General features: G+C 54.2%; 24 protein-coding genes. 17 read left to right on the forward strand and 7 right to left on the reverse strand.

Features of this window, described 5'->3' with window-relative positions:
* The first annotated feature begins 141 nt into the window (after positions 1 to 141).
* Positions 142 to 504 carry a YciI family protein gene (locus DTL42_RS08445; protein WP_114368500.1) on the forward strand — a complete coding sequence of 121 codons (363 nt, stop codon included), beginning with the start codon at positions 142 to 144 and terminating at the stop codon, positions 502 to 504.
* Between the two features lie 32 nt (positions 505 to 536).
* Here DTL42_RS08445 and DTL42_RS08450 read toward each other — a convergent pair whose 3' ends face one another.
* The 4 genes from DTL42_RS08450 to DTL42_RS08465 form a co-directional block, all read right to left on the reverse strand.
* A complete protein-coding gene (locus tag DTL42_RS08450) occupies positions 537 to 2,228 on the reverse strand; it encodes a DUF4038 domain-containing protein (protein WP_114368274.1) in 1,692 nt (563 codons plus the stop codon).
* Between the two features lie 57 nt (positions 2,229 to 2,285).
* The gene (locus DTL42_RS08455) at positions 2,286 to 2,732 is read right to left on the reverse strand and encodes a tellurite resistance TerB family protein (RefSeq protein ID WP_114368275.1); all 447 of its coding nucleotides are present in this window, start codon (positions 2,730 to 2,732) and stop codon (positions 2,286 to 2,288) included.
* Between the two features lie 117 nt (positions 2,733 to 2,849).
* On the reverse strand, positions 2,850 to 3,293 hold the full coding sequence (locus tag DTL42_RS08460; RefSeq protein WP_114368276.1) for a tellurite resistance TerB family protein: 444 nt from the start codon (positions 3,291 to 3,293) through the stop codon (positions 2,850 to 2,852).
* A 476-nt stretch (positions 3,294 to 3,769) separates the two neighbouring features.
* Positions 3,770 to 4,093: an ArsR/SmtB family transcription factor gene (locus tag DTL42_RS08465; protein ID WP_114368501.1), complete on the reverse strand. Its 324-nt coding sequence runs from the start codon at positions 4,091 to 4,093 to the stop codon at positions 3,770 to 3,772.
* 249 nt (positions 4,094 to 4,342) lie between these two features.
* Between DTL42_RS08465 and DTL42_RS08470 the strand changes: the two genes are divergently transcribed.
* The 4 genes from DTL42_RS08470 to DTL42_RS08485 all read left to right on the forward strand — a co-directional run bounded on the left by DTL42_RS08470 (position 4,343) and on the right by DTL42_RS08485 (position 9,257).
* On the forward strand, positions 4,343 to 5,779 hold the full coding sequence (locus tag DTL42_RS08470; protein ID WP_261341598.1) for a DUF2254 domain-containing protein: 1,437 nt from the start codon (positions 4,343 to 4,345) through the stop codon (positions 5,777 to 5,779).
* Between the two features lie 132 nt (positions 5,780 to 5,911).
* Positions 5,912 to 6,673, forward strand: coding sequence for an ATP-binding cassette domain-containing protein (locus DTL42_RS08475; RefSeq protein WP_114368278.1), 762 nt, complete (start codon positions 5,912 to 5,914; stop codon positions 6,671 to 6,673).
* Between the two features lie 91 nt (positions 6,674 to 6,764).
* Positions 6,765 to 8,327, forward strand: coding sequence for an ABC transporter permease/substrate-binding protein (locus DTL42_RS08480; protein WP_114368279.1), 1,563 nt, complete (start codon positions 6,765 to 6,767; stop codon positions 8,325 to 8,327).
* Positions 8,328 to 8,465: 138 nt separating this feature from the next.
* The gene (locus tag DTL42_RS08485) at positions 8,466 to 9,257 is read left to right on the forward strand and encodes a class I SAM-dependent methyltransferase (protein ID WP_234824131.1); all 792 of its coding nucleotides are present in this window, start codon (positions 8,466 to 8,468) and stop codon (positions 9,255 to 9,257) included.
* 110 nt (positions 9,258 to 9,367) lie between these two features.
* Here DTL42_RS08485 and DTL42_RS08490 read toward each other — a convergent pair whose 3' ends face one another.
* The 3 genes from DTL42_RS08490 to DTL42_RS08500 all read right to left on the reverse strand — a co-directional run bounded on the left by DTL42_RS08490 (position 9,368) and on the right by DTL42_RS08500 (position 12,061).
* Positions 9,368 to 10,492, reverse strand: a complete 1,125-nt coding sequence (locus DTL42_RS08490; protein WP_114368281.1) for a prenyltransferase/squalene oxidase repeat-containing protein — start codon at positions 10,490 to 10,492, stop codon at positions 9,368 to 9,370.
* Positions 10,493 to 10,855: 363 nt separating this feature from the next.
* Complete coding sequence (locus DTL42_RS08495) at positions 10,856 to 11,143, reverse strand: co-chaperone GroES (protein ID WP_114368282.1); 288 nt, start codon at positions 11,141 to 11,143, stop codon at positions 10,856 to 10,858.
* A 243-nt stretch (positions 11,144 to 11,386) separates the two neighbouring features.
* On the reverse strand, positions 11,387 to 12,061 hold the full coding sequence (locus tag DTL42_RS08500) for an endonuclease III domain-containing protein (protein WP_234824132.1): 675 nt from the start codon (positions 12,059 to 12,061) through the stop codon (positions 11,387 to 11,389).
* A gap of 169 nt (positions 12,062 to 12,230) precedes the next feature.
* Here DTL42_RS08500 and DTL42_RS08505 point away from each other — a divergent pair, with 169 nt between their 5' ends.
* The 12 genes from DTL42_RS08505 to gyrA all read left to right on the forward strand — a co-directional run bounded on the left by DTL42_RS08505 (position 12,231) and on the right by gyrA (position 24,955).
* Positions 12,231 to 12,980 (forward strand): CPBP family intramembrane glutamic endopeptidase, encoded by a 750-nt coding sequence (locus DTL42_RS08505; RefSeq protein WP_114368283.1) that lies wholly within the window; start codon positions 12,231 to 12,233, stop codon positions 12,978 to 12,980.
* 791 nt (positions 12,981 to 13,771) lie between these two features.
* Complete coding sequence (locus DTL42_RS08510; RefSeq protein WP_114368284.1) at positions 13,772 to 14,518, forward strand: hypothetical protein; 747 nt, start codon at positions 13,772 to 13,774, stop codon at positions 14,516 to 14,518.
* An 80-nt stretch (positions 14,519 to 14,598) separates the two neighbouring features.
* Positions 14,599 to 15,594, forward strand: coding sequence for a hypothetical protein (locus DTL42_RS08515; RefSeq protein WP_147274208.1), 996 nt, complete (start codon positions 14,599 to 14,601; stop codon positions 15,592 to 15,594).
* A 31-nt stretch (positions 15,595 to 15,625) separates the two neighbouring features.
* On the forward strand, positions 15,626 to 16,231 hold the full coding sequence (locus tag DTL42_RS08520) for a hypothetical protein (protein ID WP_114368286.1): 606 nt from the start codon (positions 15,626 to 15,628) through the stop codon (positions 16,229 to 16,231).
* Positions 16,228 to 17,019: a hypothetical protein gene (locus tag DTL42_RS08525; protein WP_114368287.1), complete on the forward strand. Its 792-nt coding sequence runs from the start codon at positions 16,228 to 16,230 to the stop codon at positions 17,017 to 17,019. The genes DTL42_RS08520 and DTL42_RS08525 overlap by 4 nt, the downstream gene beginning before the upstream one ends.
* Positions 17,016 to 17,642: a hypothetical protein gene (locus DTL42_RS08530; protein ID WP_114368288.1), complete on the forward strand. Its 627-nt coding sequence runs from the start codon at positions 17,016 to 17,018 to the stop codon at positions 17,640 to 17,642. The genes DTL42_RS08525 and DTL42_RS08530 overlap by 4 nt, the downstream gene beginning before the upstream one ends.
* On the forward strand, positions 17,642 to 18,508 hold the full coding sequence (locus DTL42_RS08535) for a hypothetical protein (protein WP_114368289.1): 867 nt from the start codon (positions 17,642 to 17,644) through the stop codon (positions 18,506 to 18,508). The genes DTL42_RS08530 and DTL42_RS08535 overlap by 1 nt, the downstream gene beginning before the upstream one ends.
* Positions 18,505 to 19,143, forward strand: coding sequence for a hypothetical protein (locus DTL42_RS08540; protein WP_114368290.1), 639 nt, complete (start codon positions 18,505 to 18,507; stop codon positions 19,141 to 19,143). Before DTL42_RS08535 ends, DTL42_RS08540 begins: the two co-directional genes overlap by 4 nt.
* Entirely contained in the window at positions 19,140 to 19,967 is an 828-nt protein-coding gene (locus tag DTL42_RS08545) for a hypothetical protein (protein WP_114368291.1), read from the forward strand. Before DTL42_RS08540 ends, DTL42_RS08545 begins: the two co-directional genes overlap by 4 nt.
* 72 nt (positions 19,968 to 20,039) lie before the next feature.
* Positions 20,040 to 20,987 (forward strand): HEAT repeat domain-containing protein, encoded by a 948-nt coding sequence (locus tag DTL42_RS08550; RefSeq protein ID WP_114368292.1) that lies wholly within the window; start codon positions 20,040 to 20,042, stop codon positions 20,985 to 20,987.
* A 3-nt stretch (positions 20,988 to 20,990) separates the two neighbouring features.
* Positions 20,991 to 21,746, forward strand: coding sequence for a hypothetical protein (locus DTL42_RS08555; RefSeq protein WP_114368293.1), 756 nt, complete (start codon positions 20,991 to 20,993; stop codon positions 21,744 to 21,746).
* A gap of 479 nt (positions 21,747 to 22,225) precedes the next feature.
* Positions 22,226 to 24,955, forward strand: coding sequence for a DNA gyrase subunit A (gene gyrA / locus DTL42_RS08560; RefSeq protein WP_114368503.1), 2,730 nt, complete (start codon positions 22,226 to 22,228; stop codon positions 24,953 to 24,955).
* Positions 24,956 to 24,958 lie beyond the last annotated feature (3 nt).

Genomic DNA, 24,958 nt, shown 5'->3' on the forward strand with positions numbered 1-24,958 from the left:
GACGACCTTCGTAGGGGCCGTCTATTTAAGATGACTTCGTTCGGCCAATCATCACAACGCGTGTTGGCTGAATCGACGGTTGCCTCGACTCGATTGGTAGCACGAGCGGTGTGCAAATTGGAACCTTACCAGGAGATCGCAATGAAATACATTTTGCTCATGTACCATACCGAAGGTGTCTTCACAGAAGAGGAACTGCCAGGACAAATGGATTTGGCGTTAGACGTTTGTCATCAATTGCAAGCGAAAGGAGAGTTCCTGGGGGCGTCTCCCTTGTTGCCGGTTAGTTCGGCCACCAGTTTAAGCTGTAAGTCAGGCCGGTTAGAGGTGACCGATGGCCCCTTTGCCGAAACGAAGGAACAGCTCGGGGGCTATGTGCTTATCGACGTGCCGAACTTAGACGACGCGATTGAGGTTGCCCGGAAATTTCCTGCAGCCCAACGAGGGACCGTCGAGATCCGTCCCTTGTTTGAACTGCAAGGAATACCCCAGGTCGGCAAGTAGCCGCACGAAGAAAGCGTCCGTTCTCGGTCTGCTTAGTTGGCTTCTCCGACAAGAACCCAGTCGTGATTGTCTGGGGCTTGGAAGACGCCAGGCTTGTTCGGCTTGGCGGAAGTTCGCTGGCCGGTACGGGGATCGAACCAGGTGAACTTCTTCACGGCAGGAATCAGCGAAGTATCGAGCACCACCTCGCCACCCACCGGCAAGTAGGCAACAAGTAGGTCGCCAGCCGCCGAACTGGAAACGGAAACATGCTGGGCTGGATCTTGTTTGCCAGAAGGTGATTTCAAGATGGTGTTATTGGGTTGCAACGTCCACCAGTCGATGCTGGTCATCAGTTGGGCCAGGTAGCCCATGTTGGTACTGCCTGGCAGTTGCATGGCCTCGTGCCATGGCTTAGCGATTCCAGATCCGCCATGATTCAGAGGCGTATTGGGCTTGGTTTCCCAGCTCCAAACGCCGTGGGCTCCGTAGCTAACGCCAGCCGTAGGAGCATTCAGCAGGCTCCAGTAAGCCGCGCGGCGAATATTGTAGGCCGTGTGCGGCTGCTTGGACTGGTAGGCAACGTGGTCTTCGTAGGGTGGTTCAGCATTGATGATAGGACGGGCTGGAGCTTGCTTCCATTTTTTTGAGGGCGGCCCAGAATGGATCCAGGCCAGCGAATTGGAGTGGTCGCCGTGACCACTTTGATAGATCAGCACATCGAGCCAATCTTCGTCCGCGAACGGATCAAAGGGCCAGTGCATGCCTTGTGGGTGCAATGTGACCGGGGCATGTTGCCGCTTGCCAAAAACTGCTTGGCCAATGGCTTTCCAATGGTCCACTCGCTGGGGTTTGTAGTTTTCGTCTCCGGCGAGAATCCACAGCACATTGTTGCCACCGTAGCGAGCTTCGATGTACTTGGCCAGCTTGGTTGCTTGATCTGTAGGAAGTTTGCCCGGTGTGTAGCTGGGATCACCTAACGACCACAGCATGACCGGAGCGGCAAGCAGGTTGTGTGCGTTCACCGCGTCGATGCGGGCATCAAGACGCTGGAAGAATTCAGGGTGAATCTTGAGCGAGTCTCCCCCTTCGTAGGCAACCTGGCCTTCAGGGTTTTGATAAGCGGTACGCCACTGGGTGGCGACCAATTGAATGGCCGTGAAGTGTTTGTTCTGACGATCGCTAAGGTAGGTGTCCCAGTCTTTCTTGTCCGACAAGAGGGCTCCATTCCAGGCGGTATCTGCCAGCCAGAAAAACGGTGTTCCGTCGGCGTGTTGAAGGTAGCGACCATTCGGGGCGACTTCTACCGGGCCATGCTGTTGGAAGACTGTTTGGCCAGCGTTCTTCACGCATTGAAAGCTACCTGTTTGATCGCTTAACCCTGGGAAGTTATCGCGGGCGGATGTTTGGAATTTCCACGTTCCCAGTTCATTTGGTTGAAAACGAACTTTCCACGTATTACCTCCATCCCAAAAGGCGCGTCGTTCGATCTTCTTGCCAGAAGGGCTGGTCAGCAAGACCGAAATGTCAGCTGAATCTGGGGTGTTGTTGGCCGCCGTGAAAGTGTGTTCCCAACGAACCCACTTGCCGACCTCCTCTCCCCAGCAGCATGCCGATGACCAAAAAAGGAAAGCCAGCGACGCAATGAACATCGACGAGTAACGCATCGAAGAGGAACTCCAAAAGGGGGCAGGCAAGATGGGGAGCGAGTAGCGACGAGTTGGGGAAACTCGCCGAAGCGGCATGAGCAGCTGCTTAAGGAAAGAGCTGCCCTGGATTGATTTCGAGAAGTGTGGTGGAGACTATCCTTGGTTTTTAAAGACCATCACCTGAACGATCGTTTTGGCTCGCTGTGAATCGAGTTCGAGCTTGATCAGCAGGTCGTCAATAAAGGCCTTTTCATCCGCCTCGACAACGCCATCGGCCAGCACGATATCGCAGGCGTTGGCGAAAACCGTTTCGCGAAGTTCCGGGGGGACAACCGGGACGGCCAAGGCGATCAGCTTTTCCGGGCCGCCTCGCTTCAAAATACCTAACAAACGATCCATCATCGCGTTAAAACGATGTGGTGGAACGTGCTGGTACATCTTCATGCGGGTCAGCGTGGTGACCAGAGTCCCCACTTCTTCGTCCGCGATATGGCCATCGCAAGCCGAAGCTGCCAACAACGTGCCTGCGAAGGCTTCTTGAGGACCAAACTGTTCGGGGGCGAACGACGAATCGTCGAGAACATCATCAAATAGGGACATAACAATAACTTCCAAATCGTCTTATTGATGTCTGCGGATGTGAGCAAAAATTGGTCAGGCGTACTGCCTCAGAATTCCAGGGATTCCTTGGGCTGGCAGTTGGTAGGTTCGTGTTGCCTAACCTTTGTTCTTGATGACCATGACTTCCGCGATGGTCTTGGCAACTTTGGGATCGAGTTGCAGCTTATCGCGTAGTCGTTCCATAAATACCTTCTCGTCTTGCTCGACGACACCGTCGGCCAGCACAATATCGCACGCATTGGCAAAGGCCGCTTTGCGAAGTTCCTGAGGAAGCGTCTCCGTACAGGCATCGATCAACGCATCGACACCTTTCTTTTTCATAAAGCCGTGCAGTTTATTCAGGGTTTTGCCATATTGGCGGCCGTCGTAGCGTTGATAAAGTTTCATCCGAATCAAGCAGGTAACCAGGCCGCTGACTTCATCATCGGCGATATGTCCATCGCATCCGCTGGCACCCAATAGAATGCCTGCGAACGACTCCTGAGGCGTGAGCTTGGAGGAGCTTTCAAGTCCTCCGAACAGCGAGTCCAGTAGTCCCATCGTGTTGATTCCCTAGTAAAGGTTAGTTCTTTTGGATGGTGGTGATAGGTGTTCGTTGAGTAACGATTGTTCTTGGAGTGTTGGAACCGAAAAGTTGCCATGATTCATGGAAAAGTGACTCAAGTAATCATGGCAAACCGTTGGCAGAGGCTGCGATTGTTTCTATTAGGAGACGCGGCATAGCGATGACGGCCAGGCAGAGGATAAAGGAAGAGATATTTGTTGAGGTCTGCGATAGCAATTCAACAGGGGAGGGGGACGACTTACGAAAGCCCCAGAATGCGTGGCAAATTGGATGGAAGCCAGGCTTGAATTCCTCGCGTATGCATCAATAAGCAGCCGAGATTATGATGTTTCCGATTTGCCACGTCAAAGATTTTTCGGGCAATCGAACAAGAGAAAATCACACCAGCAGGGCAAAAGTCGACCACGAGATCGGACCTGCTTGGAATCAGCGGCAGCAACCCAAGAGTCCGTCACGTGCGCTCTAAATCGAACGAGCAACAGCCAAAGTCGATTCGCCGTGTCGAGTTTGGCGTCGCTTCTTTTCCGCAGGCGACGACGTCGGGATGAAGTTGGTAGATCACAAATCGCCCTTGTTTCTGGCTCTGAACGACTTCCGCATGCCGTAAAACGCCCAGATGATGCGAGATTTTGACGATTTCTTCCCCCAAGGTCTCCGAAAGCTCACTGACGTTCATTGCCCCTTGGAATAGCTGCTCCACGATCCGCAGTCGATCGGGATCGGCCAGGGCTTTCAATCGCGTGGCACACAGTTCGTATTCGACTCTTTTCTTCATCAGGCGACCACGATTTTTGGGCGGAGATCGTCGGCGATTGGCCTGTCGAAATGATTCGCGAGGAGCCGACGACGATGGACCCAATTGTAAGCGTAATTGCTTCCATTCACCAGATGAAAGGAGGCTTTCCCCAGAGAGGCCCACTAAGCGGCCATTCGTCTTGGCGAGCATAAGGTGTATGATCGAAGCTCTCCACCTGGTGGGCAAATCGCCTGCTACCGAACACATTTCGATGAAGTGGCAACGTTGATGATTGCAAATGGGAAGTGGCTGAACGTGTGGGACCGGATTCGAGCCAGCTTATGGTTTGTGCCCATCCTGTGCACCTTGGGCGGTATCATGTCGGCCGTAGTGATGCTCACGCTTGACTACAACTGGAAGGAGAAGTGGACGCTTCCTTTTTGGCTGGAAACGACCACCGATGGGGCGCAGACGATTCTCTCGACCATCTCTGGCGGCATGATTACGGTGGTTGGTGTGGTGCTGTCCATGACCATGGTGACCCTCTCGATCACTTCTTCGCAGTTTGGTTCACGCGTGCTACGAAGCCGGATTCGCGATCGCACCACGCAGTGGACCATCGGTGCGTTTCTCGGCACAACCGTCTATAGCTTGGTTGTGCTGAAGATGGTACGCAAGATTGGCGAAGATGACTTCTTGATCCCACATCTCTCGGTCATGGCGGCCATTCTCTTTGCGATTGCTAGTTTGGTGATTTTGCTTTACTTCATCCACCATATCACGATGATCGCCCAGGCCCCTGAGATTGTGGCTAGTTTGGCACACGATTTGAATCACTCGATCGAAACCATCTTTCCCGAAAAGATCGGCGACCCACCACCTCAAGAGATGCCTTCTGACCAGAAGTTCACGGACGAGCAACGCAAAGCGATTCAGGACGGCGTGCAGATCCTTTCGAGTTCGGAAGGGTATATCCAAATGATTGAGGCAGACGAACTCTTGGGGCTGGCGAACAAATACAACCTGATCATCGAGCTGCCGAAACGACCTGGCGACTTTATCGCACGTGATGAGACAATTGCGATGGTCGCTGGCCTATCCAAGGAGGAGGAAGAGAAGCTGTGCAAAGCGATCAACGACTCCTTCTATCTCGGCAACAGTCGTTCTCCGCGACAAGACGTCAACTGCTCGGTGCATGAATTAGCCCAAATGGCCGTGCGCGCGTTAAGCCCTGGAATTAACGATCCTTATACGGCGGTGAATTGTATCGATCGTTTATCGGCGGCATTGGGGCAGTTGGCCCGTCGTCGGATGCCTGATGAAAATCGGTTTGATGCGGAAGGAAACTTGCGGTTGGTGGTCGATCGGCAGAGTTTCTCTGGGGTTATGCACGCTGCCTTCGATCAGATTCGCTGTTGTTCCACCACCAGTGCGGCCGTATCCCAGCGATTGTTCGAGGGCTATTTGCGGATTGCGGAAAGTGTCAGCGATGCGGATCAAGCGACCAATGTCTTGCACCAGGCCCGACTAACGCTCGAGGGCGTTGCCGAAGAGAAGCATCATCCGGCTGACTTGCTGATGATGCAGGAGAAGTATAGCCGCTTGCAGGAGAAGCTCGCGCCGTTCGGAATCCCGGCAGAACCGCAAAAAAAAGAAGAGCCAGACGACCCAGGCACGGAGGAGAGTCGCGAGGAAGGAGAGGCCAGTGGCGAGGTGATTGGCTAGACAGATTCAAGGAAAAATAGACCTCGCTAGAAAATCTTACCCCTCACGCCGCTTTTTTTCGCCATAACTATTGAGCGAAAGTCATACCCAAGGGGATGTCTCGGAAGGATAACTCTTGTTGCGGAAGAACCGATGATCGAATTGCAAGAGATCAGCAAATCGTGGGATGGTGGGCAAAGTTACGCTGTGAAGGATATTTCACTGCAAGTCCCAACCGGCCAAGTGCTGGCGCTGTTGGGCGGCAGTGGCAGTGGTAAAAGCACCACCGTGAAGATGATCAACCGCCTGATCGAGCCAACCTCTGGTCGCATTTTGGTTGATGGCGAGGATATTACCCAGCAAGATCCGGTCTTGCTGCGGCGTCGGATTGGTTATGTCTTTCAAAGCATTGGCCTGTTGCCGCATCTTACCGTGACCGATAACGTAACCTTGCTGCTCAAGTTGCAAGGCGTACCGACCGCCGAGCGAAACGCGATCGCCAATCGTCTGCTCGATATGGTCGATTTGCCTTCAGCAACCTACGCCCAACGGAAACCGAGTGAACTCTCGGGCGGGCAGCGACAGCGAGTAGGTTTTGCCCGCGCCTTGGCTGCCGAGCCCAAAGTCATGCTGTTGGACGAACCATTCGGAGCCCTCGACCCGGTAACCCGTGATACGCTGCAAATCGAATTCAAGAAGATTCAAGAGACGCTCGGCCTCACGGCGGTGATTGTCACGCATGACATGGCCGAGGCATTGCTGTTGGCGGACGTGATTGCGGTGATGAATCAAGGGGAAGTCTTGCGAATCGGGACCCCGCGCGAACTACTGCAAGATCCTGGCGATGACTACGTTGCCAAGCTTTTGGAAACACCCCGACGTCACGGCGAGTTAGTCCGCGAATTGAGTGCTTAGCCCTTTCCTGGTTTCTCTTTGACAGGCTACCGGTCACCCCCTACCAAGTTTTCCCCAATCCTCTTGGGGCAATGAAAAGTGAGCTGCCGATATGTTTGACTCCGATTTTTGGGCTCGTCTGCCGCATCAGCTAAGCTTTCTGCCAGATCGTTTATGGGGGCACGTCTTCCTGTCGTTTTCGTCCATTCTGGCGGGCGTCCTGATCAGCATTCCGCTAGGGATCTACTGTTCGCGACGACCGAAGTTCGAGAAGGTAGCGGTCACCATCGCCAACATCATCCAGACGATTCCTGGCATGGCGTTGTTAGCGATCATGGTCTTTGCTCTTAACCGAACCGGCATGCTGCCGGCCTGGATTGCGTTGGTGCTGTACAGTATTTTGCCGATCTTGCGAAACACAATTGCTGGGATGAAGTCGGTAGATGCTGGCTGCTTGGAAGCCGCAGATGGGATTGGTCTGAACCGGTGGCAACGGCTGCGGATCGTTGAACTTCCTTTGGCTGCCCCGACGATCTTGGCAGGCATACGCACGGCGTCGGCCTGGGTTGTGGGGGCTGCGACGCTGGCTTATCCGGTGGGAGCCACTAGCTTGGGCGACTATATCTTCGCTGGGCTCCAAACAAGCAACCCGGCGGCTTTGATGGTGGGGTGTGTTTTCTCGGCTGGGTTAGCGTTGCTCTTAGATATGATCTTAGGCGGGCTCGAAAAAGCGTCGCAGAAACGCAGCCTCGCGTGGGCTTTGGGATCGCTGGGGTGCTTGGTGCTAGTCGCCGTGAGCCCGTTGTTGATGAAAGTTATGCAGCAACAACAAACGCGTTCCCTGACCGGCGAGGCCATCGCTTCAACCGACTTCGTGCAAGAGCAGCCCTACGTCATCGGCGGCAAGGCGTTCACCGAACAATACATCCTGATCGATTACCTGCGTGGTGTTTTGGCTGAAGAGAATCGCGAGACGGAGGCCAAAGCTGGGCTTGGTTCAACGATCGTCTTAGACTCGCTGAAACGAGGCGAAATTGATTGCTATGTTGACTACACCGGCACCTTGTGGGCGAACGCGATGGAGCGGAAAGACAATGTCTCGACCGCAGAAATGATGATCGATATCGGCACCTATCTGAAAGAAGAAAGTGGCGTGCTGGCTTTGGGGCCCCTTGGTTTCCGGAACGACTATGTCTTCGCTATGCGGAAGGGACAAGCCGAGGAGCTTGGAATCGAATCGATTGACGATTTGGTCCAGCATGCCGACAAGTTGACGGCTGCCTGCGAGATCGAGTTCTGGTCGAGACCGGAATGGGAAGCCGTGCAGTCGAAGTACGGTCTGCAGTTCGGCAAGATCAAGTCGATGGATGCGAATCTGATGTATGGAGCCCTAAGCCGAGGAGATGCCGACGTGATTGTGGCTTACCGCACCGATGGTCGTTTGGCCTCCGGCGAGTTCGTGGAGTTGGAAGATCCACGCTTTGCTTTGCCCCCTTACGATGCCGTCCTGCTGGTCTCGCCGCGCCTAGCAAAAGACCGGGTGGCGACTGAAAAATTGCGAAATTTGGTGAACACCATCTCGACCGAGAAGATGCGTAAAGCCAATAGCCAGATCGATATTAAGGGGAAGCCTGTTTCTGCGGCGGTTGAGGTTCTGACCGATTCGGCCCTTTAGGCTGGTATCGGTCGAGGGGATCTCAAGGCACAATAGGCTCTTTGGAAGAGGGATTCGCCACACAGCTAGCGGAAGGGCAGGTCGGCTCGGTGGCAAATTCCTCTTCAGCCTCTCCATTCTCCATTGAGAAGAGCCGAATTGCCTTATTCTGATGCGGTCGATTGTTATGACTATCCCCAGTACTGGGATCTCTCGTTCCGGGATGAAACGCCCATGGAATGCGATTTCTTTGAGGCGGCTTTTAAGCAGTTTGGGGAAGGTGAGTTTCACCGCGTGCTGGACATCGGCTGTGGAGGCGGGCGAAATGTTGTCGAGATGGCGGCGCGTGGGTTCGACGTGCTGGGGCTCGATAACAACGAGAAGTCGCTGAAGTATCTGGCCAAGCGGCTGAAGCGACGTGAACTCGAGGCCGAGATTCTGACCGCTGACATGGCCAACTTCGAGCTCGAAGAAACAATCGACGCTGCTCTCTGTACGTTCAACACGTTCCGTCACTTGGTCAGCGAGAACGACGCGCTAAGCCACTTACGCAGCGTAGCCAATGCTCTTCGCCCGGGTGGGCTGTATATTCTGGGCTTCCATATCATCCCGCTCGATGCCGACCCTGAGTGTCACGAACGATGGACCGCGAAGCATGGCCAGACAAAGGTGACCACCACGCTGAAGGTCGTCCGCTTCAGCCGAGCCGAACGCCGCGAGGTGTTGCGGTTCAATCTGCATGTGAAAAAAGGGGACGAGGTGCTTCGGTTGAAAACCGAGTATCCCTATCGGCTGTACACCGGCGACGAATTTCGCAAACTTTTGAGCAAGGTCCCAGAGCTAGAGATCCGCGAGGTCTACGACTTCTGGTACGAGATCGACTATCCCGTCCCCTTCGACCACGAACTAAGCGACGCGGTCTTCGTCCTGCAGAAGAAAGCCGACGCCTAACCGCTTTCCAGTTCGAGGCTTCTCGATCTCCTAAGCCCTGCAGGGCAAAATGAAACAGCCGCCGAGAAGAATCGCGGCGGCTCTTGGGTTGGACGTTTGGGAAAGGCGATTTACTTGTCGTCTTTGTTCAGGTGAGCCAGAGCCAGCAGGGTATAGCCGGTCACTAGGTTCGGGTCCCCTTCCATCCAGCGTTCAGCCTCGTTGACCCAACTGCCGTTCTCTTTCTGCAGGCTGATCAACTGATCGGTGAACTCGGCACGCCAGTCGTGCTGCTTGCCGTCAGCGGTAACGAATTTGTCTTCACCGTAGGCATCTAAGGCCTTGGCGACGGTTTGGTAGTAATAGTACAGACCCGTTTCACCCATGCCCGGGTTTTGCTTGGTGTCGTAGTTCTTGGCCAACCAGGCAACGGCTGCTTTGACGCGCTCGTCATCTTTGTCGACGCCAGCGTAGATCATGCTTTTCAGCCCGGCATAGGTCATCGAGCCGTAGCTACGCAGTCCACCGTTCTCGGTCGTGCCGGCTTGGCTGCTTCCGCCAGCGGCGATGGTGTAATAAAAACCGCCATCCGGGTTCTTCGGGGCGAACTCGAACTGGTTGTGGGGCGATTCCAAGTTTTGGCAGCGGCTCACAAAGATCAGGGCCTTTTGCATGGCCGGGTCATCCGCAGCGGTGCCACTGGCTTTCAAGGCTTCCATTAGGAAGGTGGTGTTCGACATATCTGGTCGCGAGTGACTACCATAGCCGGCGCCACCGTAAGCCGGATCATCTTCGCTCTTGCCTTCCTTCTCGTCCCACTGCAGCCCTTTCAGGAATGCGTTGGCATTGGCGATGAGCTGGTCGTATTGACCATCTTTATTGGCGGCACTGAAGGCCAGCAGCGACAAGCAGGTTTCGTAGTTGCGGTGACGTGTGCCGGCGACATAAATCCCACCGTCGGGCTTCACGTGCTTTTCCATCGCCGCCAATGCCTTCTTCACGGCACGGTCGAGCGGGGTGCGGCCATGTTCCAAAAGGCCCAGAGTACAAATCGCCGTCACACCAATTCCGGTGTTACTGCTAAACGTACCATCGGAGGCTTGCCCTTGGTTGGTCAGGTAATTGACGGCTTTCTCGACCGATTTTTCATAGGCGGAATTGTCGGCGGCACGAAGAGCGACCGGCGAGATCAATAGCGAAGCGGTCAGCATCGCCGCGAAAACGGGACGCCAGCGGTTAGCGAGCAACAGAGTCATAGATGAAACCTCTTTTTTCCTAAGTGTTTCCAAATCAACGCGGATGACGAAGCCAGGCGTCATCGGGCGGATTGCTAGGTGCTCGTCGCTGCTATTCAGCAGAGGCGGATTTACCGCGCTGGATCATGCGGAGCAGCGTTGATCCAAAGCTTGGCACCGTTGCGAAGCCCAGGACGAACCTTATTGTTCGCCATGAAACCAAGCACTGGACCCGATATTGTAGAGCGCCAAATTGAATCGGGCCAACCAGACCGCCTGAGAATCCAGGCGTCCGGCGTGTAGAAAAACCGTAATAAAAGCAGGCCCGCTGATGGCTAAACCACTTTAGACAAAGAAGTTACCACCACAGCGATGAAGGCCAGCCTACTTGCGGATGGCCAGGATGTCTCCTTCGGCCATGATCAGCAACTCTTCTCCTTCGACCTTAATCTCGGTGCCAGCCCACCCGCTGAAGAAGACCTGATCCCCTTCTTTCACCGATAAGGGGGCCTTGGTGCCATCCTTCAAGACATGACCATCGCCGACGCTGAGAACGCGGCCTTGTTTCATTTTCTCTTGAGCACTGCCAGGCAAGACGATGCCGCCGGCTGTGGTTTCTTCCGATTCCATCCGCCGCACGACCACATTGGCTCCCAGGGGAACAACTTTCATTACTTGCTTCTGCTCCAGAGACGAACAATCAAGGGTTAAACGGAATAACACGTTTTCTGAAGATTGATTCTGACATCCCAGCGCCTCCCTTTCAAGAACTGACGAATTACAGAATGTGAATGGATGGCCCGTTAAGGGGGAGGAACGTTTGGTTTAGGGGGAAGTGGTAAAAGATAGTGCTAGCGTTAAAGGAGCGTCAAACGGAATAATTGGCCCATTGCCCCTATTTGGGGTGGTTTTGTCTTAGAGCGGTTCTTCGATTCCGGTTTCTGGTAAGTAACATTCCAACGGGCAGCCCTGACATTTGGGCGTCTTTTGGCAGAATTCTTTGCCGGTGCGGACGATCAAGGCGTGAAACTCGTTGTAATGTTCGACTTCCGCTGGCACTTGGCTCACGAAATGATCTTGGATTTGATGGTAATCGGCTTCCCATTCGATCCAGCCATGCCGCTTCAAAATCCGAGCCGTGTAGGCATCGACAACAAACGCAGGGAGGTTCCCGGCATACAGCAAAATCGAGTCCGCTGTCTCAGGCCCGATACCATTAATACTGAGTAGTTCTTCGCGCAGTGTGGCCACGTCGTGGCTGAACATCCACTCAAGGTCGCCGTCGTAACGAGTCATCACGTGCTCGACCAGATTGTGCAGCCGCTTCGCTTTCAAGCGGTAATAGCCGGAAGGACGAATGATTTCGGCTAGTTCCTCCACGCGTGTTTCATGCAGCCGCCCCAGGTGGATGAGGTCGGCATCTTTGAGGTTGGCGATAGCCTTTTCAACATTCTTCCAAGAGGTGTTCTGGGTCAGGACCGCCCCAATCATGATTTCTAGCGGCGAATCGCCTGGCCACCAATCTTGCGGGCCGTAATGTTCCAGCATTTTCTCGAAGACGGTATTTAGCGAAACGTGCGAGTCGTTCAACGGGGCGATCCCATAGGATTTAGGAATTCAGAAGTGTGTGTCCGGTCGTAACAGTTGTTCCTGTCAGGGGCTTGGGAATCAAGTCCTGGCCGGTAAAGTTCCGACCAGAAAGATAATAACGCGGTCTCTCTCCCCCCAGTACCTAATATCGCCAGCAAAGCGAATCTCCATGCCGGCAACGGAAGTGGAACTCGAACAAGCTTCTAGCCAAGCTTCAAACAACTATTGGCAGGCCACTTCGCGGCCGCTGACTAGTTTGATCTTTGTGCTGCCAATGTTGGCAATTTACGAATCTGGCGTCCTGTGGCTGGGGCCAGAGGCGATTCGCAACGGGGTCGATGTCTGGTTGCGGCAGTTTCTCCGGCTCATGGGTTTGGGGCAGTACTTTCTGCTGCCGGTGCTGACGATTGCCATTTTGCTGGCCTGGCACCATTTGAAGGAGTACCCGTGGCAGTTCAAGCCGACTAATCTGCCGCTGATGGCAGCCGAGTCGATGGTGCTGGCGTTGTTTCTGCTGTGCCTGGCGCACTTTCAAGCGTCAGTCATGAAAATGGAAGTCGTCGCCACCGCAGCCCCTCAGGTCGATATGACCACCAAGCATGTCGTCGCCTACTTCGGGGCAGGCATCTACGAAGAGCTGCTTTTCCGCTTGATGCTGATCCCCGTGCTGATTGTCTTCATCCAAGGCTTTGCTTTCCCCAAGGTGGTCGCCACGTTTGCGGCGATGCTGATTAGTAGCTTGATTTTTGCTGCTGCTCATTACAACTTTTTTGTGATCGGGGGAGACTCGATCGACGCCTACTCGTTCCTCTTCCGCCTCTCGGCCGGGCTGATCTTCGCTTCGATCTTCGCCCTCCGCGGCTTCGGCATCGCTGCCGGCTCGCACGCAATGTACGACGTGCTGGTGGCGTTCTCGTAGACGTTCACTGCGCGGAATTTGTCTGATCAAGAGAAGACGATAACCGCTCAGGCTTGTCCCAGCTTGAGGCCACACAATTGTCTCGCTTTTGAGCCATGGATAAGCTGCGGTCGCAGTCGTAGCGAGCCTCTGGCATTTCGCGGCGCGTTTTATACTCAAAACTCTTTTGCCTCGGCTTTTGATTGTCCCGTTGGTTATTGGGTGGGCGTTTTGTGTTGCGCACGTTTCATACTCAAAACTCTCCCCGGGGAATCCATTCTGGCAACTTGCTGCCGCAAGTCGCTATGCCACAAAGGGGTTATCTCAAATCGGTGATCTTGCCGAGAACATACTCAAAACCCTGCGGCTTCTATCTGGCGACTGCTTTGGGGGATGGACGCCGAGATGAATCGTGCTGATCGGTTTCATACTCAAAACTCTTGTCGCGACCTTCTTATAGGTAGGGCAGGGGTCTCGTGGTTACGGTGGCAAGGATTGGCGGACAACTTTGTCCCACGGTCTTCATTGCGTCCGAAGTTATGTCTACCAATCGGACGCGTCTCGATCAGGGGCAGTGCCTGGCGAGACTTTGTCCCGCCCCTAAGTGCACCGGTTGGGTGGTTAACGGCAGCGCCGTCAGGCATCGCAGTAGACGACAAGATATCTGTTGGTCTGTTCACGGGGCAAGCAAAACGCTGGTGGGCTGCCAGTTAACGTTTCAGCAAAATCTTTGGGAAACGGGGCAGCGGGGGGTATAACATGCCCTAGTAGCCGGAAAAGCAGCGCAAACGGATGACAACCGTAGGAAATTCATGACAGAAAAGCCGGATCAAGCAAGCCATTCCCCGAGGACGTTCTATTTGCTGCTGGTGCAGGTGATACTCTCCGTGGTGCTCGTTGGAGTTTTGGTTGCAACTCAGCTGCGGACAAAACAGGAAGACAAGCAGGCGGAAGCGATCGAGTTACAACTCAAGGGCCTTGATGCAGAGATCGATCACTTAAACGCTCAAACGCGATCGATGTTCATTAACGTTGAATTTAAGTTACCCAAGCTGCAAAAGCTGGCAGCCTTGCTCGACAAAAGCCGCGTGGTGGCGACAGTGCTGGAGAAAGGGGGCGAGTCTGCCTATCTCCAGCGTGAAGCCCAAATTAATCTGCAACTTGCTCAGGCCAGCGACGAGGACTTGCGCGAGATTGGCCAACGCTTGACCGAGGTGCTGCCAGTATACGCGACCTTTGAAATCTTGGGAAAGCTTCCCCTTATGTTGCCAGATCGTTTTGAGATCGTGGCTGCTGAGATCAGGCCGTGGCTTGAAACACAATATGCTACCCACTATCAAGCTTCAGTCAGACCCTTGCTGCGGCCCTACGGTTCGTCGATCAAGCAAGCTCGGACCAGCATACGGCGGAAGTTTCTGCCCGAATCACGAGTGCGAGCGATCTACATCGCACCGCTCATTTCGTTGCTGTCCCCCTTACCGATCGATGTCAGGCCAATCGTGATGGAAGGCGATTACATGCTGCGAAGCAGTGGTCCGCTATTGGGTGGAGGATACTAATGAGCATCCCGCAAGATCGACGACAGCATATTTTTCTCCATCTGCTATTTTTGGTGCCTCTAATGATGGGATTGATCTCGATGTTCAGTTGGGATCTGTTCTCCCCTTCGGTTCGTATCCGTTCCTTAGAAAACAGCCTTGCCAAATCTGCCGCGCAGTTGGAAAAAGCGGAGGCTGAAATGCAGGAATTCGAGGTGTTAAATACGGAGGCGATGCAGGAACTGGCAGAGATTCAGCAGCTTGTTTTGCAGCGGGTTCAAGAGGGAGTACCGGTGCCGATTGACGCAACCTTTGTCGATGTGGCCGATCCCCAGCTGATCGACAAAATCGTACAAGCATATCGCCCAATGCTGGATAGCCCCAATCCGTATCATCAAAAAGCGGCCGCCCAATCGCTGTCAGAGCTGTTAAGAGATTCGCCAGAGCAGCTGCGGACGATCTTGCCTCAAGTGGTGAAGATTTATGTCGACTCCGAGGTGAACGAGATCGATCGTTTTTCGGAGATTAACGATATTCCTTTTCAAGAGGCAATATTGGAACCTGCGATTGCCGAGTTGCAAACCTACCTGAATCAGACAGACCCCAAGATACGCATTGCGGCTGCCGGTCTGTTGTTAGAGGTGACATGGTCCGATCCTAAGCAGCGAGAGCACTTCCAACGCCCCTTGTTGGAAGCGCTCCGCCCGATTGTTGAGGAATCGGAAGATGAATTTCGTAGGATGCGAGCAGCCGAGATTGCCGCAGCAATGCAGCCGGAACCTGCCAAGTGGCTACCGCTGCTGCGGGAACGAAGTGAACGGGCCCCAGAGTGGCAACGTTCCCAATGGGGCGATGCGATGCTGCAAATCGATCCTCAAGATGAATACGCGATTCAACTGCTGCTCGATATCATTGTGCAAGACAAGCTGAATTGGGAGTACGCCCAATCAATTCTTACCCAAGATGCGTCGGAAACGGCAGTGCGTCAGGCAATTCAAAAAATACTCAAAGAGCAAAAACTGAGCGAAGGAAAACAAACGTTCTTGTTGAGCATGCTGGATGAGATGGAAAGGAACCAGGCAAAAGCTACCCAATAGCGTTTGCCCTATTGAAACGGGGGAAGTTTAGATGACCGAATCAGGCAACTCCGGCGTAAGGGGGCGGTTTCGGTTCCCGTTGTGGATGTTGGTATTCGTCTTGCCGACGATCGCTGCGTTGGGGTTTGCTTACCTCTCGCTGACTTGGCAATGGGCTAAGCAGATCGAGCAGGCCCAAGCCGATATTGCCCAACTGAAGGCTGAAGAGTTAATGGCTAGTGTTGAGAATCACTTCGTGCGGCAGCAGATGGCTCCCATCGAAGCGCAGCTCGAAAAATACCGCCAGCCGCAAGCAATCGTTCAACAAGCTCAATTGCGTCTCTATGGGGGCGGGCTAGGGCAAACGGAATGGGGGCTCAGCTATTTCGCCTACCAGGCCAGCGACGACGATATCCGCGAGCTTGTGCTTGGCTTTCAGCAGGAACTTAACGATGCCTCGGAGAAGCACAAGCTTCGTATCCTCGATTTTTTAGAGCGAATGCTCTTTGTTTTTGCGGATCGAAAGAGGCTGTTTGCGCACGACGTCTCGGCGATTGCCAAGCAGCTTGGCAACGATCCTTCTGCCAAGGTTGCCGCGCGAGCCAAGCGGGTCGACGCTTTGTATCAAGCGGCCTTATCGGCGGAGAACCAGCAATGAGCCTCACGCGTGCTGGCTGGGTGCGAATGCTTAAATGGTTTGGTCTGGCCGTATTGACGTTTACCCTCGTCGTGCTGGGCGTACGGGTGATCTACAAGTATCAAGAGGCCCATGCGATGTTGACGAAGCTGAACGACGAGCGAGCTGAACTTCAAGCCGAAGTGCAGCGGCAAAAGTCCGAAACCGAGGCTCAACGACAGCAATTGCTTGCGTACCTGCGAGCAGGGTTGCCCATTAAAACGGATTCTGGTTTTTGGAGCATGTTTGACGAACAGCAACAACACGAAGCAATTGCGATCTTATGCCAACAGATCGATCACGTCGATCCGCAAGTGCAAGTGCTCGCGCTAGAGCGGATCGGAGACTTGGCTTTGAACCTAAGGCGCTATCCCTCTTTCGGAGCAGACGAGCAGCATGAGGTGATGATGTTTCTAGCTGCCAGGCTAAATGATGAGCAGCCGGAGACGTTGCTCTGGTATCGAATTCAAAATGTCTTAAATAACTTAATGGTTCGTAGTCATCCTTCGGCTAATAAGTTACGAGAAATGGTTAAGAAAGAGTCTGATCCTCTTTCCTGGGTTGCCCTTTGTGTTCTGCTGCGATTGTATCCAGAGCAAGACATTTCCCCAGAACTGATCGAGGTAATTCGTTCAGGAGAAAAGACCTTGGATCAGGTTAAAGAAGAAATTCGATTTAGGAGCTCAGACGAGCGGGCACGGAATCTTATATGGGAAATCGAAAAGCAATTGAAAGAAGAAGGCCAGCTTGAGGAATTAAATCAGCTGTGAGCGACCCCTCCGAAAACCCGCCGCCTCGATCGAAGTTTCAGTTCCCGTTGTGGGTGCTGATGTTCGTCTTGCCGACGATCGCTGGCTTGCTTTTCGCTATGTACGCCAATCAGCAGCGGCAGTTGAAGGTGCGGGAAGAACTGATGATGCAGCAAGTTGGACTTCATGAAACGTTGGCCGAGTTGCGGCGAAACCGGGATGGTTGGCGTCATTTGCAAGACGCGATGCGGAAGAATTTGCAAAAGTACAAAGACCCGCAGTGGGTGCTTACGCGGATGAATCACCCGTTCGCCCCGCCGACTGCACCGAAACAAGGGAGTCAGGGGTATTACGAGGTCGAAGACGCCTCCGAATTTCTGACCTTCTTCGTCCAAGCCAGCGACGACGATATGCGTGCGCTGCTGAGGAAGATGGAAGAGGTCTATCCTCAAACAACGCACGTGACCCAGTTTCAAATCTTGAACCTCTTGGCCAGACTACCAGAGTTTGCTCCGGAACGAATGCCGGCGATTGCCGCAGAGGTGAAAGCTTTTGTCGAGCCGCTGCTAGAGCAAAACGACCAAAAGCTGGCCAGCCAGGCGAAAGCGGTGTGGCAGACGTTTGGTTTTGAGGAGAAGCAGTGATGAACCAAGCGAAACCAAGCCGCGTAGCGAAGTGGATGTGGGAAGGTTCGATCTTGCTGATTGTGATTTTGGCAGGCGTCCTCTTTTGGCAATATCAAAGTGCGGAGAAAGCCAATCGCGCGTTATTTTTGCAGAACCAAAAGCTTGAACGAGAGATCTCCGACGAGAAGAAGAAAATCGCTTCGATCCAGGCCGCAATTGTCACCAAACTAGACACTGGCGTGCCCCTGATTGCGTTGCATCCTCCATCTCACAAGATGATTTCCCTGCCCGATCCTAGTTCGTACCGGGAAATCGAGGCCGTTTTGATTCGGCAATTGCACGATAAGCGACAACAAGTTCAAGCTCACGCGTTGGTTGGTTTGTGCAGAGTGGTTGGAAGGCAAGGAAATCGTTCGCTCTTTGTGACTACGGTGGTTCGCGAAACGATCCCGTGCTTGCACAATCCACGGCTACGCTACTATGCGTTGAATCTGCTGCGGGAGATCGGGCCGCAGGCGAAGGAGGCGGTGCCTGACATCCTGGCGACCGTTTCCGGCGAGTATTGGTTTCCGGTACAGAAAGCCGCCATGGATGCCCGAAGAATCGACCCTCAGTGCGACCTGAGCGAGTTCCTGGCTCGCTACATTGTCGAAGATCGCTACGGGAAGGAAACGTTTAAGAACCTGATCGAAAACTTCAAACCGCAAGAAGTCGCACTCGCCTACGAAGCTGCCGCCGCGCTGGCTAAAACGCCGGAGAAGAAAACGCACATTCAACAAGTTCAAGCCTACATGAAGTCGCCAGCGGCCAGAGCGGGATGGTGGTCGGCCCGAGGCTTTCAGGGTTATTTGAAGTCGGTTAACCAGCCCCAGGAAACGAAGTGACCAGCGATCAAGAACCCAAGCCCAGCATCTTACGCGGCCAGTTTCCGCTGTGGGTGCTGCTGTTTGTTCTGCCGACACTGATTGCAAGCGGCTGCGCGGTTTATCTGGCGTTTGCTGCCCAGGCCAAAGAGCAAGCCCGGCTGCAAGAACAGGAAGCACGAACCCGTCAGGAACTGGCGGCGGCTCAACTTCGTTTGAGTCGGCTGAACCGAATGAATGCGTCGTTAGAGATCAAGCAACTCCGGTGGAAGTCGCCCCTTAGTATCGTGCAGGCAGTGAAGAATCCACCCCCCAAGACGCCCAGCGTCCAATCGGCATCTCACTGGGAACCGCTTTACTTGGTGCGTAACTCGATCCATTTCTATCTTCAAGCGAGTGACGAAGAACTACAACAACTTGTTTCTCAGTTAATTGCCATCTATCCCGAATCACGCCCAGAGGTTCAGTACCGCGTGCTCGATTGTTTGGAAAAGCTTCCGGCATATGTAGCCGACCGCAGTGAGCTTGTCCGGAAGGAAATCGAGGATTTCCTCGCAACCGTGCCAGAAGATTCGGACCCACGAATACAGGGAATGGTCCGGCGACTTAAAGTACGGTATTCAATCGACGAATCAAAGGAGGCACCGACTCGATGACGCCGAAGAATCAACGTCGCTTGCTCCTTTTCGTGATAACGTTCCCCTTGCTGTGCGTTGGCCTGGTCGGTGGTTGGTACCTATATGGTTGGTACGAAGGAGGCACGGTGGTAAATCGAGGTCTCGAAAAGAAGATCCTCGCCCATCGCACGATGATTGAACAAGTCGAGGTGGAGGCCAGGGCCGTGGAAGATCAGATCTTGGCGAAGATGAGACGTGGCATCCCGGTTCACCCGATTGGCAAGTCTCCGCTGAACGAATCTCCCTTGATAGAGCGTGCCCTGCCAATTTTGCTGCGGCAGCTAGTCGACGAACGCGAAGCCGTGGCGCTCTACGCAGAACACGACTTGTCACGGCTCACCCTCAGCCCGGAGCAAAACCAGTTAGCCGTCGACACGTTGATAGGGATGTTGCCGACCAAGAAACGGTTTCATCATCTCGTCAACGTTCTGCATCGCCTGAAAGCCGATCCGCAGCAGGTCGTTCCGCATCTCGTGGACGCGGTCGATCGCGAGACGTTCGATAATCTGCAGATCATGTCGGTGCGGATTCGAATGTTCGATCACGACTACGACCTGCATCCTCTTTTTCTGGAATGCCTGCGGCAGCAGGCTGAAGGAGGGGAAGAGCTGATAAGTTGGGGGCTGATGGCCCTTTTTCTGCACTACGGCGAACTGGAAAACGCCCTACAGCAGGCAATCGCCGAGAGTAGCGATGCTGAAGAGATTGAGCGGCTAAAACGCTGGGTAAAATACGTCCAGACACGCCCGACTCAGCAGCCCCCGGCACAGCAACAGCCGCCTGAGCCGGTCACCGTGTATTAGGTTCCAACGACCGACAGGGTGCCGTCTTGACGCACCGGGGCCTGCCGTGTCACCGATCGAGGAAAAGAGGAAATGTCGCTTCAATGGAAACCGCAGACGAATCTTCGCTGGCTGGCGTTTGTTGTGTTGGTGATTGCGCTGGGGCTGGGCTGGTATCGTGATCATCAACAAGCCGAGGACGAACTGGCCCGTTTGCCTGGGGAAATTGCGGTTCTCAGAGAGCAGAACGAGGAGCTCGTCGCGCGGATGACTGGGACAGGCCGCTCCTTGTCGCGTGAGCATTTGCGATGGTATTCGACCGTGAATGTGAGTCTTAGTCTTCTTAATGAAGTGGTAGACGATTTTCCTATCTCGGTGGATGCGTACCTGCAGCAGCTGAAAGAGGGACTGCATGAAGTGCAAACGCGTCAGGCTCGTGTTCGTGGTACGCCTTTCTCATCTTTTGCGTTGAGGATTAGTGGGGTATCGGATGAGGAAATGCCGGAAGCAATGGTGCCTTTGCTCGATACCATGCGTCTGGGTGACCCGAGAATTGCTGAGCAAACGGCGTACAGCATCCATCTTTTGCTTCTTAAAGAGCCCAAGCGAATGGAGCCGCATGCCAAGCGGATAGTACCGGCCCTAGTCGCGTGTTTGAACCTTCCGGAAGATAAAGTTCGCTTAGAGGCAATCCTGTGCTTGAAGCTGCTCGGAGCGAAGGCCAGCGATGCGCTTCAGCCGCTACGCGAAATCATGGGCCGCAACGATGACCGTATGGCCATTTTCGCTACGGAAGCTGTCGCAAAGATCGACCCTGCCACACCTGTCGGAGTCCGCATGATGGAATTGATTGAGCGGCGATGTTTGGGGTGGCAGGATGCCGTCGAGCATTTGGACGTTTTTGTTCCGAAGGAAGAGGCCCAACGTTTTCTACAGACGGAACTGACGAAATCAGACAAAGATTTCGAGCGGAGTTGTATCGCAAGAATCCTGAACGATATTAGCCTGAAAGACAAAGCCCCAACCAGGGAGCGACCGTAAGCGATGGATAATCGTCCAACAAGGTGGGGGCAGTTATTGCGTTTCGCAGCTGGCGGACTTGTGCTGGCGATTGCCGCTGGCTGGGCGATCGATCATCGTAAGCAGCAGCAACAACTTGAACCCATTCGTAAGCAATGGTCCGAGAAGCATGCGGAGTTTAATCATCTGCGTGATCAACTGCTGCTGGACGAAGCGTTGCAGAGATTCGAGAGCTGGCAGCAGATTGTTTTTGTGATCGATAACATCGACCATTTTCAATTGTTCGAGCGGTTGGCCCGTAAGCTCGAAAGGGCCGACGATGCAGTCTTCACAGAGGCCGTACCGAAGTTGATTACCATGCTCGACGATCCCCAAGAGCTGCACCGACAACGAGCCTGGCGGCTTTTACAGTGTGCCAAAGAGTCGCCCCGGTTTGCTCCCTTCGAATCGTCGTACCAAGAAGGTGTTGTCGCGCTTTTGCGGCATCCTTCGATTCGTGGTTACAGCAAGCTGCTGCCGTGGCTAGGCAAGCAGAAATTGAATTCGCCTGAGGTGCTGGCCGGGCTACGCGAGCGGATGATGGACGACCGCGATCCCTTCGCACCCCATGCAGCCTATACACTGGCCGAGCTTGACCCAACTGCCGACATCGGGCCACGGTTGTTGCAGTTGATCGAACTGAAGCATTCTCAGTGGCAATCAATTCTCCATCGATTGCCGAAGTATCTGCCTAAGGAAGAAGCCCAAGCGATTTTCGAGAAGTACCACAATCTCCCCTGAGGAGTGGAAATTGATTCGGTGGTTGCTGCAATACCAATTCAATATGGGGGCTATGGGGCGAATGGGAGGCTCTTTGGGCGGGGTTGGCCAGATTCTTGGGCTGTCGTTTTGCTCGTTCCGATCTCGCTCTTCGGTCAGGCTGTTTCTGGGACGAAAACTCGCTTCGTAAATTGGCAATTGCCAAGAACTTAGCACTTCTTAGAAACCGGGTTCCCCTGGTAGTTTGCCCCGTTTGCTTTTGGTACATTACAGCGTGCCAGAAATGCGGCTTATTACGCTTGGGAAAACGTGGTTTTTAACGGTGTTTTTGCTCCTTTTCTGCACCCTAGAACGCTCAGATAAATGAAAGCTTCAGGCTGTCTTGGCTTGGGGCTGACGAACACCTCCGAAAGGACGCTCACTTGGCAACGGACGGGAACAACGGAAACGGTAATGGTGCCGATGGTGGATCGCCGGAAGATCCGACTCGGCTGTTCACAATGTCGATTGAGGACGAGCTGAAGGAGAGCTACCTCACCTACGCGATGAGCGTGATCGTCAGCCGGGCATTGCCAGATGTGCGCGACGGGTTGAAGCCTTCGCAGCGACGCATTCTAGTCGCGATGAACGACCTGAACCTGACGCCGGGCGCCTCGCGGGTTAAGTGCGCCAAGATCAGTGGTGACACTTCGGGTAACTATCACCCTCACGGTGAAAGTGTGATCTATCCGACCCTCGTGCGTATGGCCCAGGAATGGAACATGCGGTACGTGCTGGTCGACAAGCAGGGGAACTTCGGTTCGATCGCCGGTTTGCCCCCAGCTGCCATGCGATATACGGAAGCTCGGATGTCGAACTTCGCCCAGCTTTTGCTGGAAGACTTGAAGTTAGACACGGTTGACTTTGTGCCGACTTACGACGAGCAGCGCACCGAACCGACCGTTTTGCCGAGTAAGTTACCCAACTTGCTGGTCAACGGGGCCAACGGTATTGCGGTCGGTATGGCGACATCCATTCCGCCCAACAACCTACGCGAAGTGTGCCAGGCCGTAATTCAGTTGATCGACGAACCCGATACGTCGCTCGACGAAATCTTGAACATCATCCAAGGCCCCGACTTCCCCACCGGCGGCATCATCTGCGGACGGGCTGGTATCCGCCAAGGTTACCGTACAGGTCGCAGCACAATCGTCGTTCGCTCGCATACGACGATCGAAGAAGCGAAGAGCGGCGCGAAGATCATCATTCATGACATTCCTTACCAGCAAACACGCGATCGTGTGGAAGAGAAGATCGCGTCTCTGGTAAACGAAGGCCGGATTCAAGGCATCCGCTCGGTCAGTAACCTTTCCGACCTGCAAGAGCCGGTGCGGATTGTGATTGAACTGAAGCGAGACGCTGACCCCGATGTGGTGCTGAATCAGCTGTATCAGTTCTCGCCAATTCAAGACACGATTTCGATCATTCTCTTGGCCCTGGTCGACGGCAAGCCGCGTACCATGTCGATCAAGGAAATGGTCGAAGAGTTTATCCGGCACCGCGTGACGGTCATTCGCCGTCGCACGCAGTTCCTCTTGGCCCGGGCTCGTCAGCGCAAGCACACCATCGAAGGCTTGTTGCTGGCTTTGGCTGATATCGACGAGATCATTCGCATCATCCGGGCCTCGAAAACTCAGGCCGAAGCGAAGATCGGTTTGATGGGAGTCGAATGCCCCGCTTCGATGATGGCCCGCGCCTTGGGCGAGCAAGGGTTCGCGTTGTTCCAACAGGAACGTGGCGATGCCCCCGTTTATTACCTTACGTCGGTTCAGGCCGATGCGATCTTGCGGATGACGCTGGGTCAGTTGGTCAATCTCGAGCAAGAGAAACTCGGCAACGAGCATGCCAAGTTGCTGGAAGAGATCACCGAGTACCTCCGCATTTTGTCGGACGAAGCCAATATTTTGGCGATCATTCGCGAGCAGATGGAAGAGATCGACCGCCGCTTTGGGGACGATCGCCGGACCGAAATTTCGCACGAAGAGATCGGCAACATCGATCTGGAAGACCTCATCGAAGAAGAAACGATGGTGGTCTCGATCAGCACCAAGGGCTACATCAAGCGAACTCCGGCCAGCATTTACAAATCGCAGCGCCGCGGTGGTAAAGGGATTAAGGGGGCAAAAAGCGAAGAAGAAGATCCGATTCGCCACTTGTTTGTTGCCTCGACCCACGCCTACGTTTTGTTCTTCACCACCAAGGGGAAGGTGTTGTGGCAAAAGGTGTACGACCTGCCAAATCTCAGCCGCGAAAGCCGTGGTCGGGCTGTGGTCAACTTGCTGCAGCTAGAAGAAGGAGAGCACATCGCCGACTGCCGTGCCGTGCGTGACTTCGATCTGCCCGATCATTATTTGGTGATGGCAACCCGTAAAGGTTTGGTCAAAAAGACTGCCCTGGAAGCTTACAGCCGACCAAAGAAGAACGGTATCATTGCGATCAAGCTCCGCGAGGATGACGAACTGGTCGACGTTGCGATTACCAAGTCAGGGGACGAACTGGTTCTTTCGACCGAACAAGGTATGGCCATCCGTTTCCGCGAAGACGATGCCCGAGCGATGGGACGTAATTCAAGCGGCGTGAAGGGGATCAACCTCTCCGCTGGAGATAACCTGGTGGGCATGGTCGTGGCTGATCCAGAAGCGCAACTGTTAACCGTGTGCGAACATGGTTACGGTAAGCGAACCAGCTTCGGTCCTGGGCTGGCCAGCGAAGAAGAAGATACTTCGACAGACGAAGGTTCCGCCGACGAGAGCGGATCGGACGACGAAGGCTCGTCTAGCGGCAACGCTCGTTACCGTACCCAACGCCGTGGCGGCAAGGGGCTGCGAGACATCAAGACGACCAAGCGTAACGGCAAGGTTGTGGCCGTAGCACGGGTGGACGACTCCGACGAAATTTTGATGATGACCGCTCGCGGTAAGATTCAACGTGTGGCGGCCAGCGAAATCAGCATGGTCGGACGCAACACGCAAGGCGTTCGGATTATGTCGATGGACGAAGGAGACAGTCTGGCTGCCGTGGTTCGCGTGCCGAAGGAAGACGCGGACGATGAACTCTTGGAAGGCGAAGCCCCGCAGCCAGCCGCTCCAGAGGCCGCAGCCGAATCGCCAGAAGCGGAAACGCCCAATAGCGAAGCCCCTGAGTCGCCAGCGGATGAAAGCACCCCAGGCGAAGAGACCGGCGAGGAGTAAGCC

It is taken from the genome of Bremerella cremea, assembly GCF_003335505.1.
Classification (GTDB): domain Bacteria; phylum Planctomycetota; class Planctomycetia; order Pirellulales; family Pirellulaceae; genus Bremerella; species Bremerella cremea_A.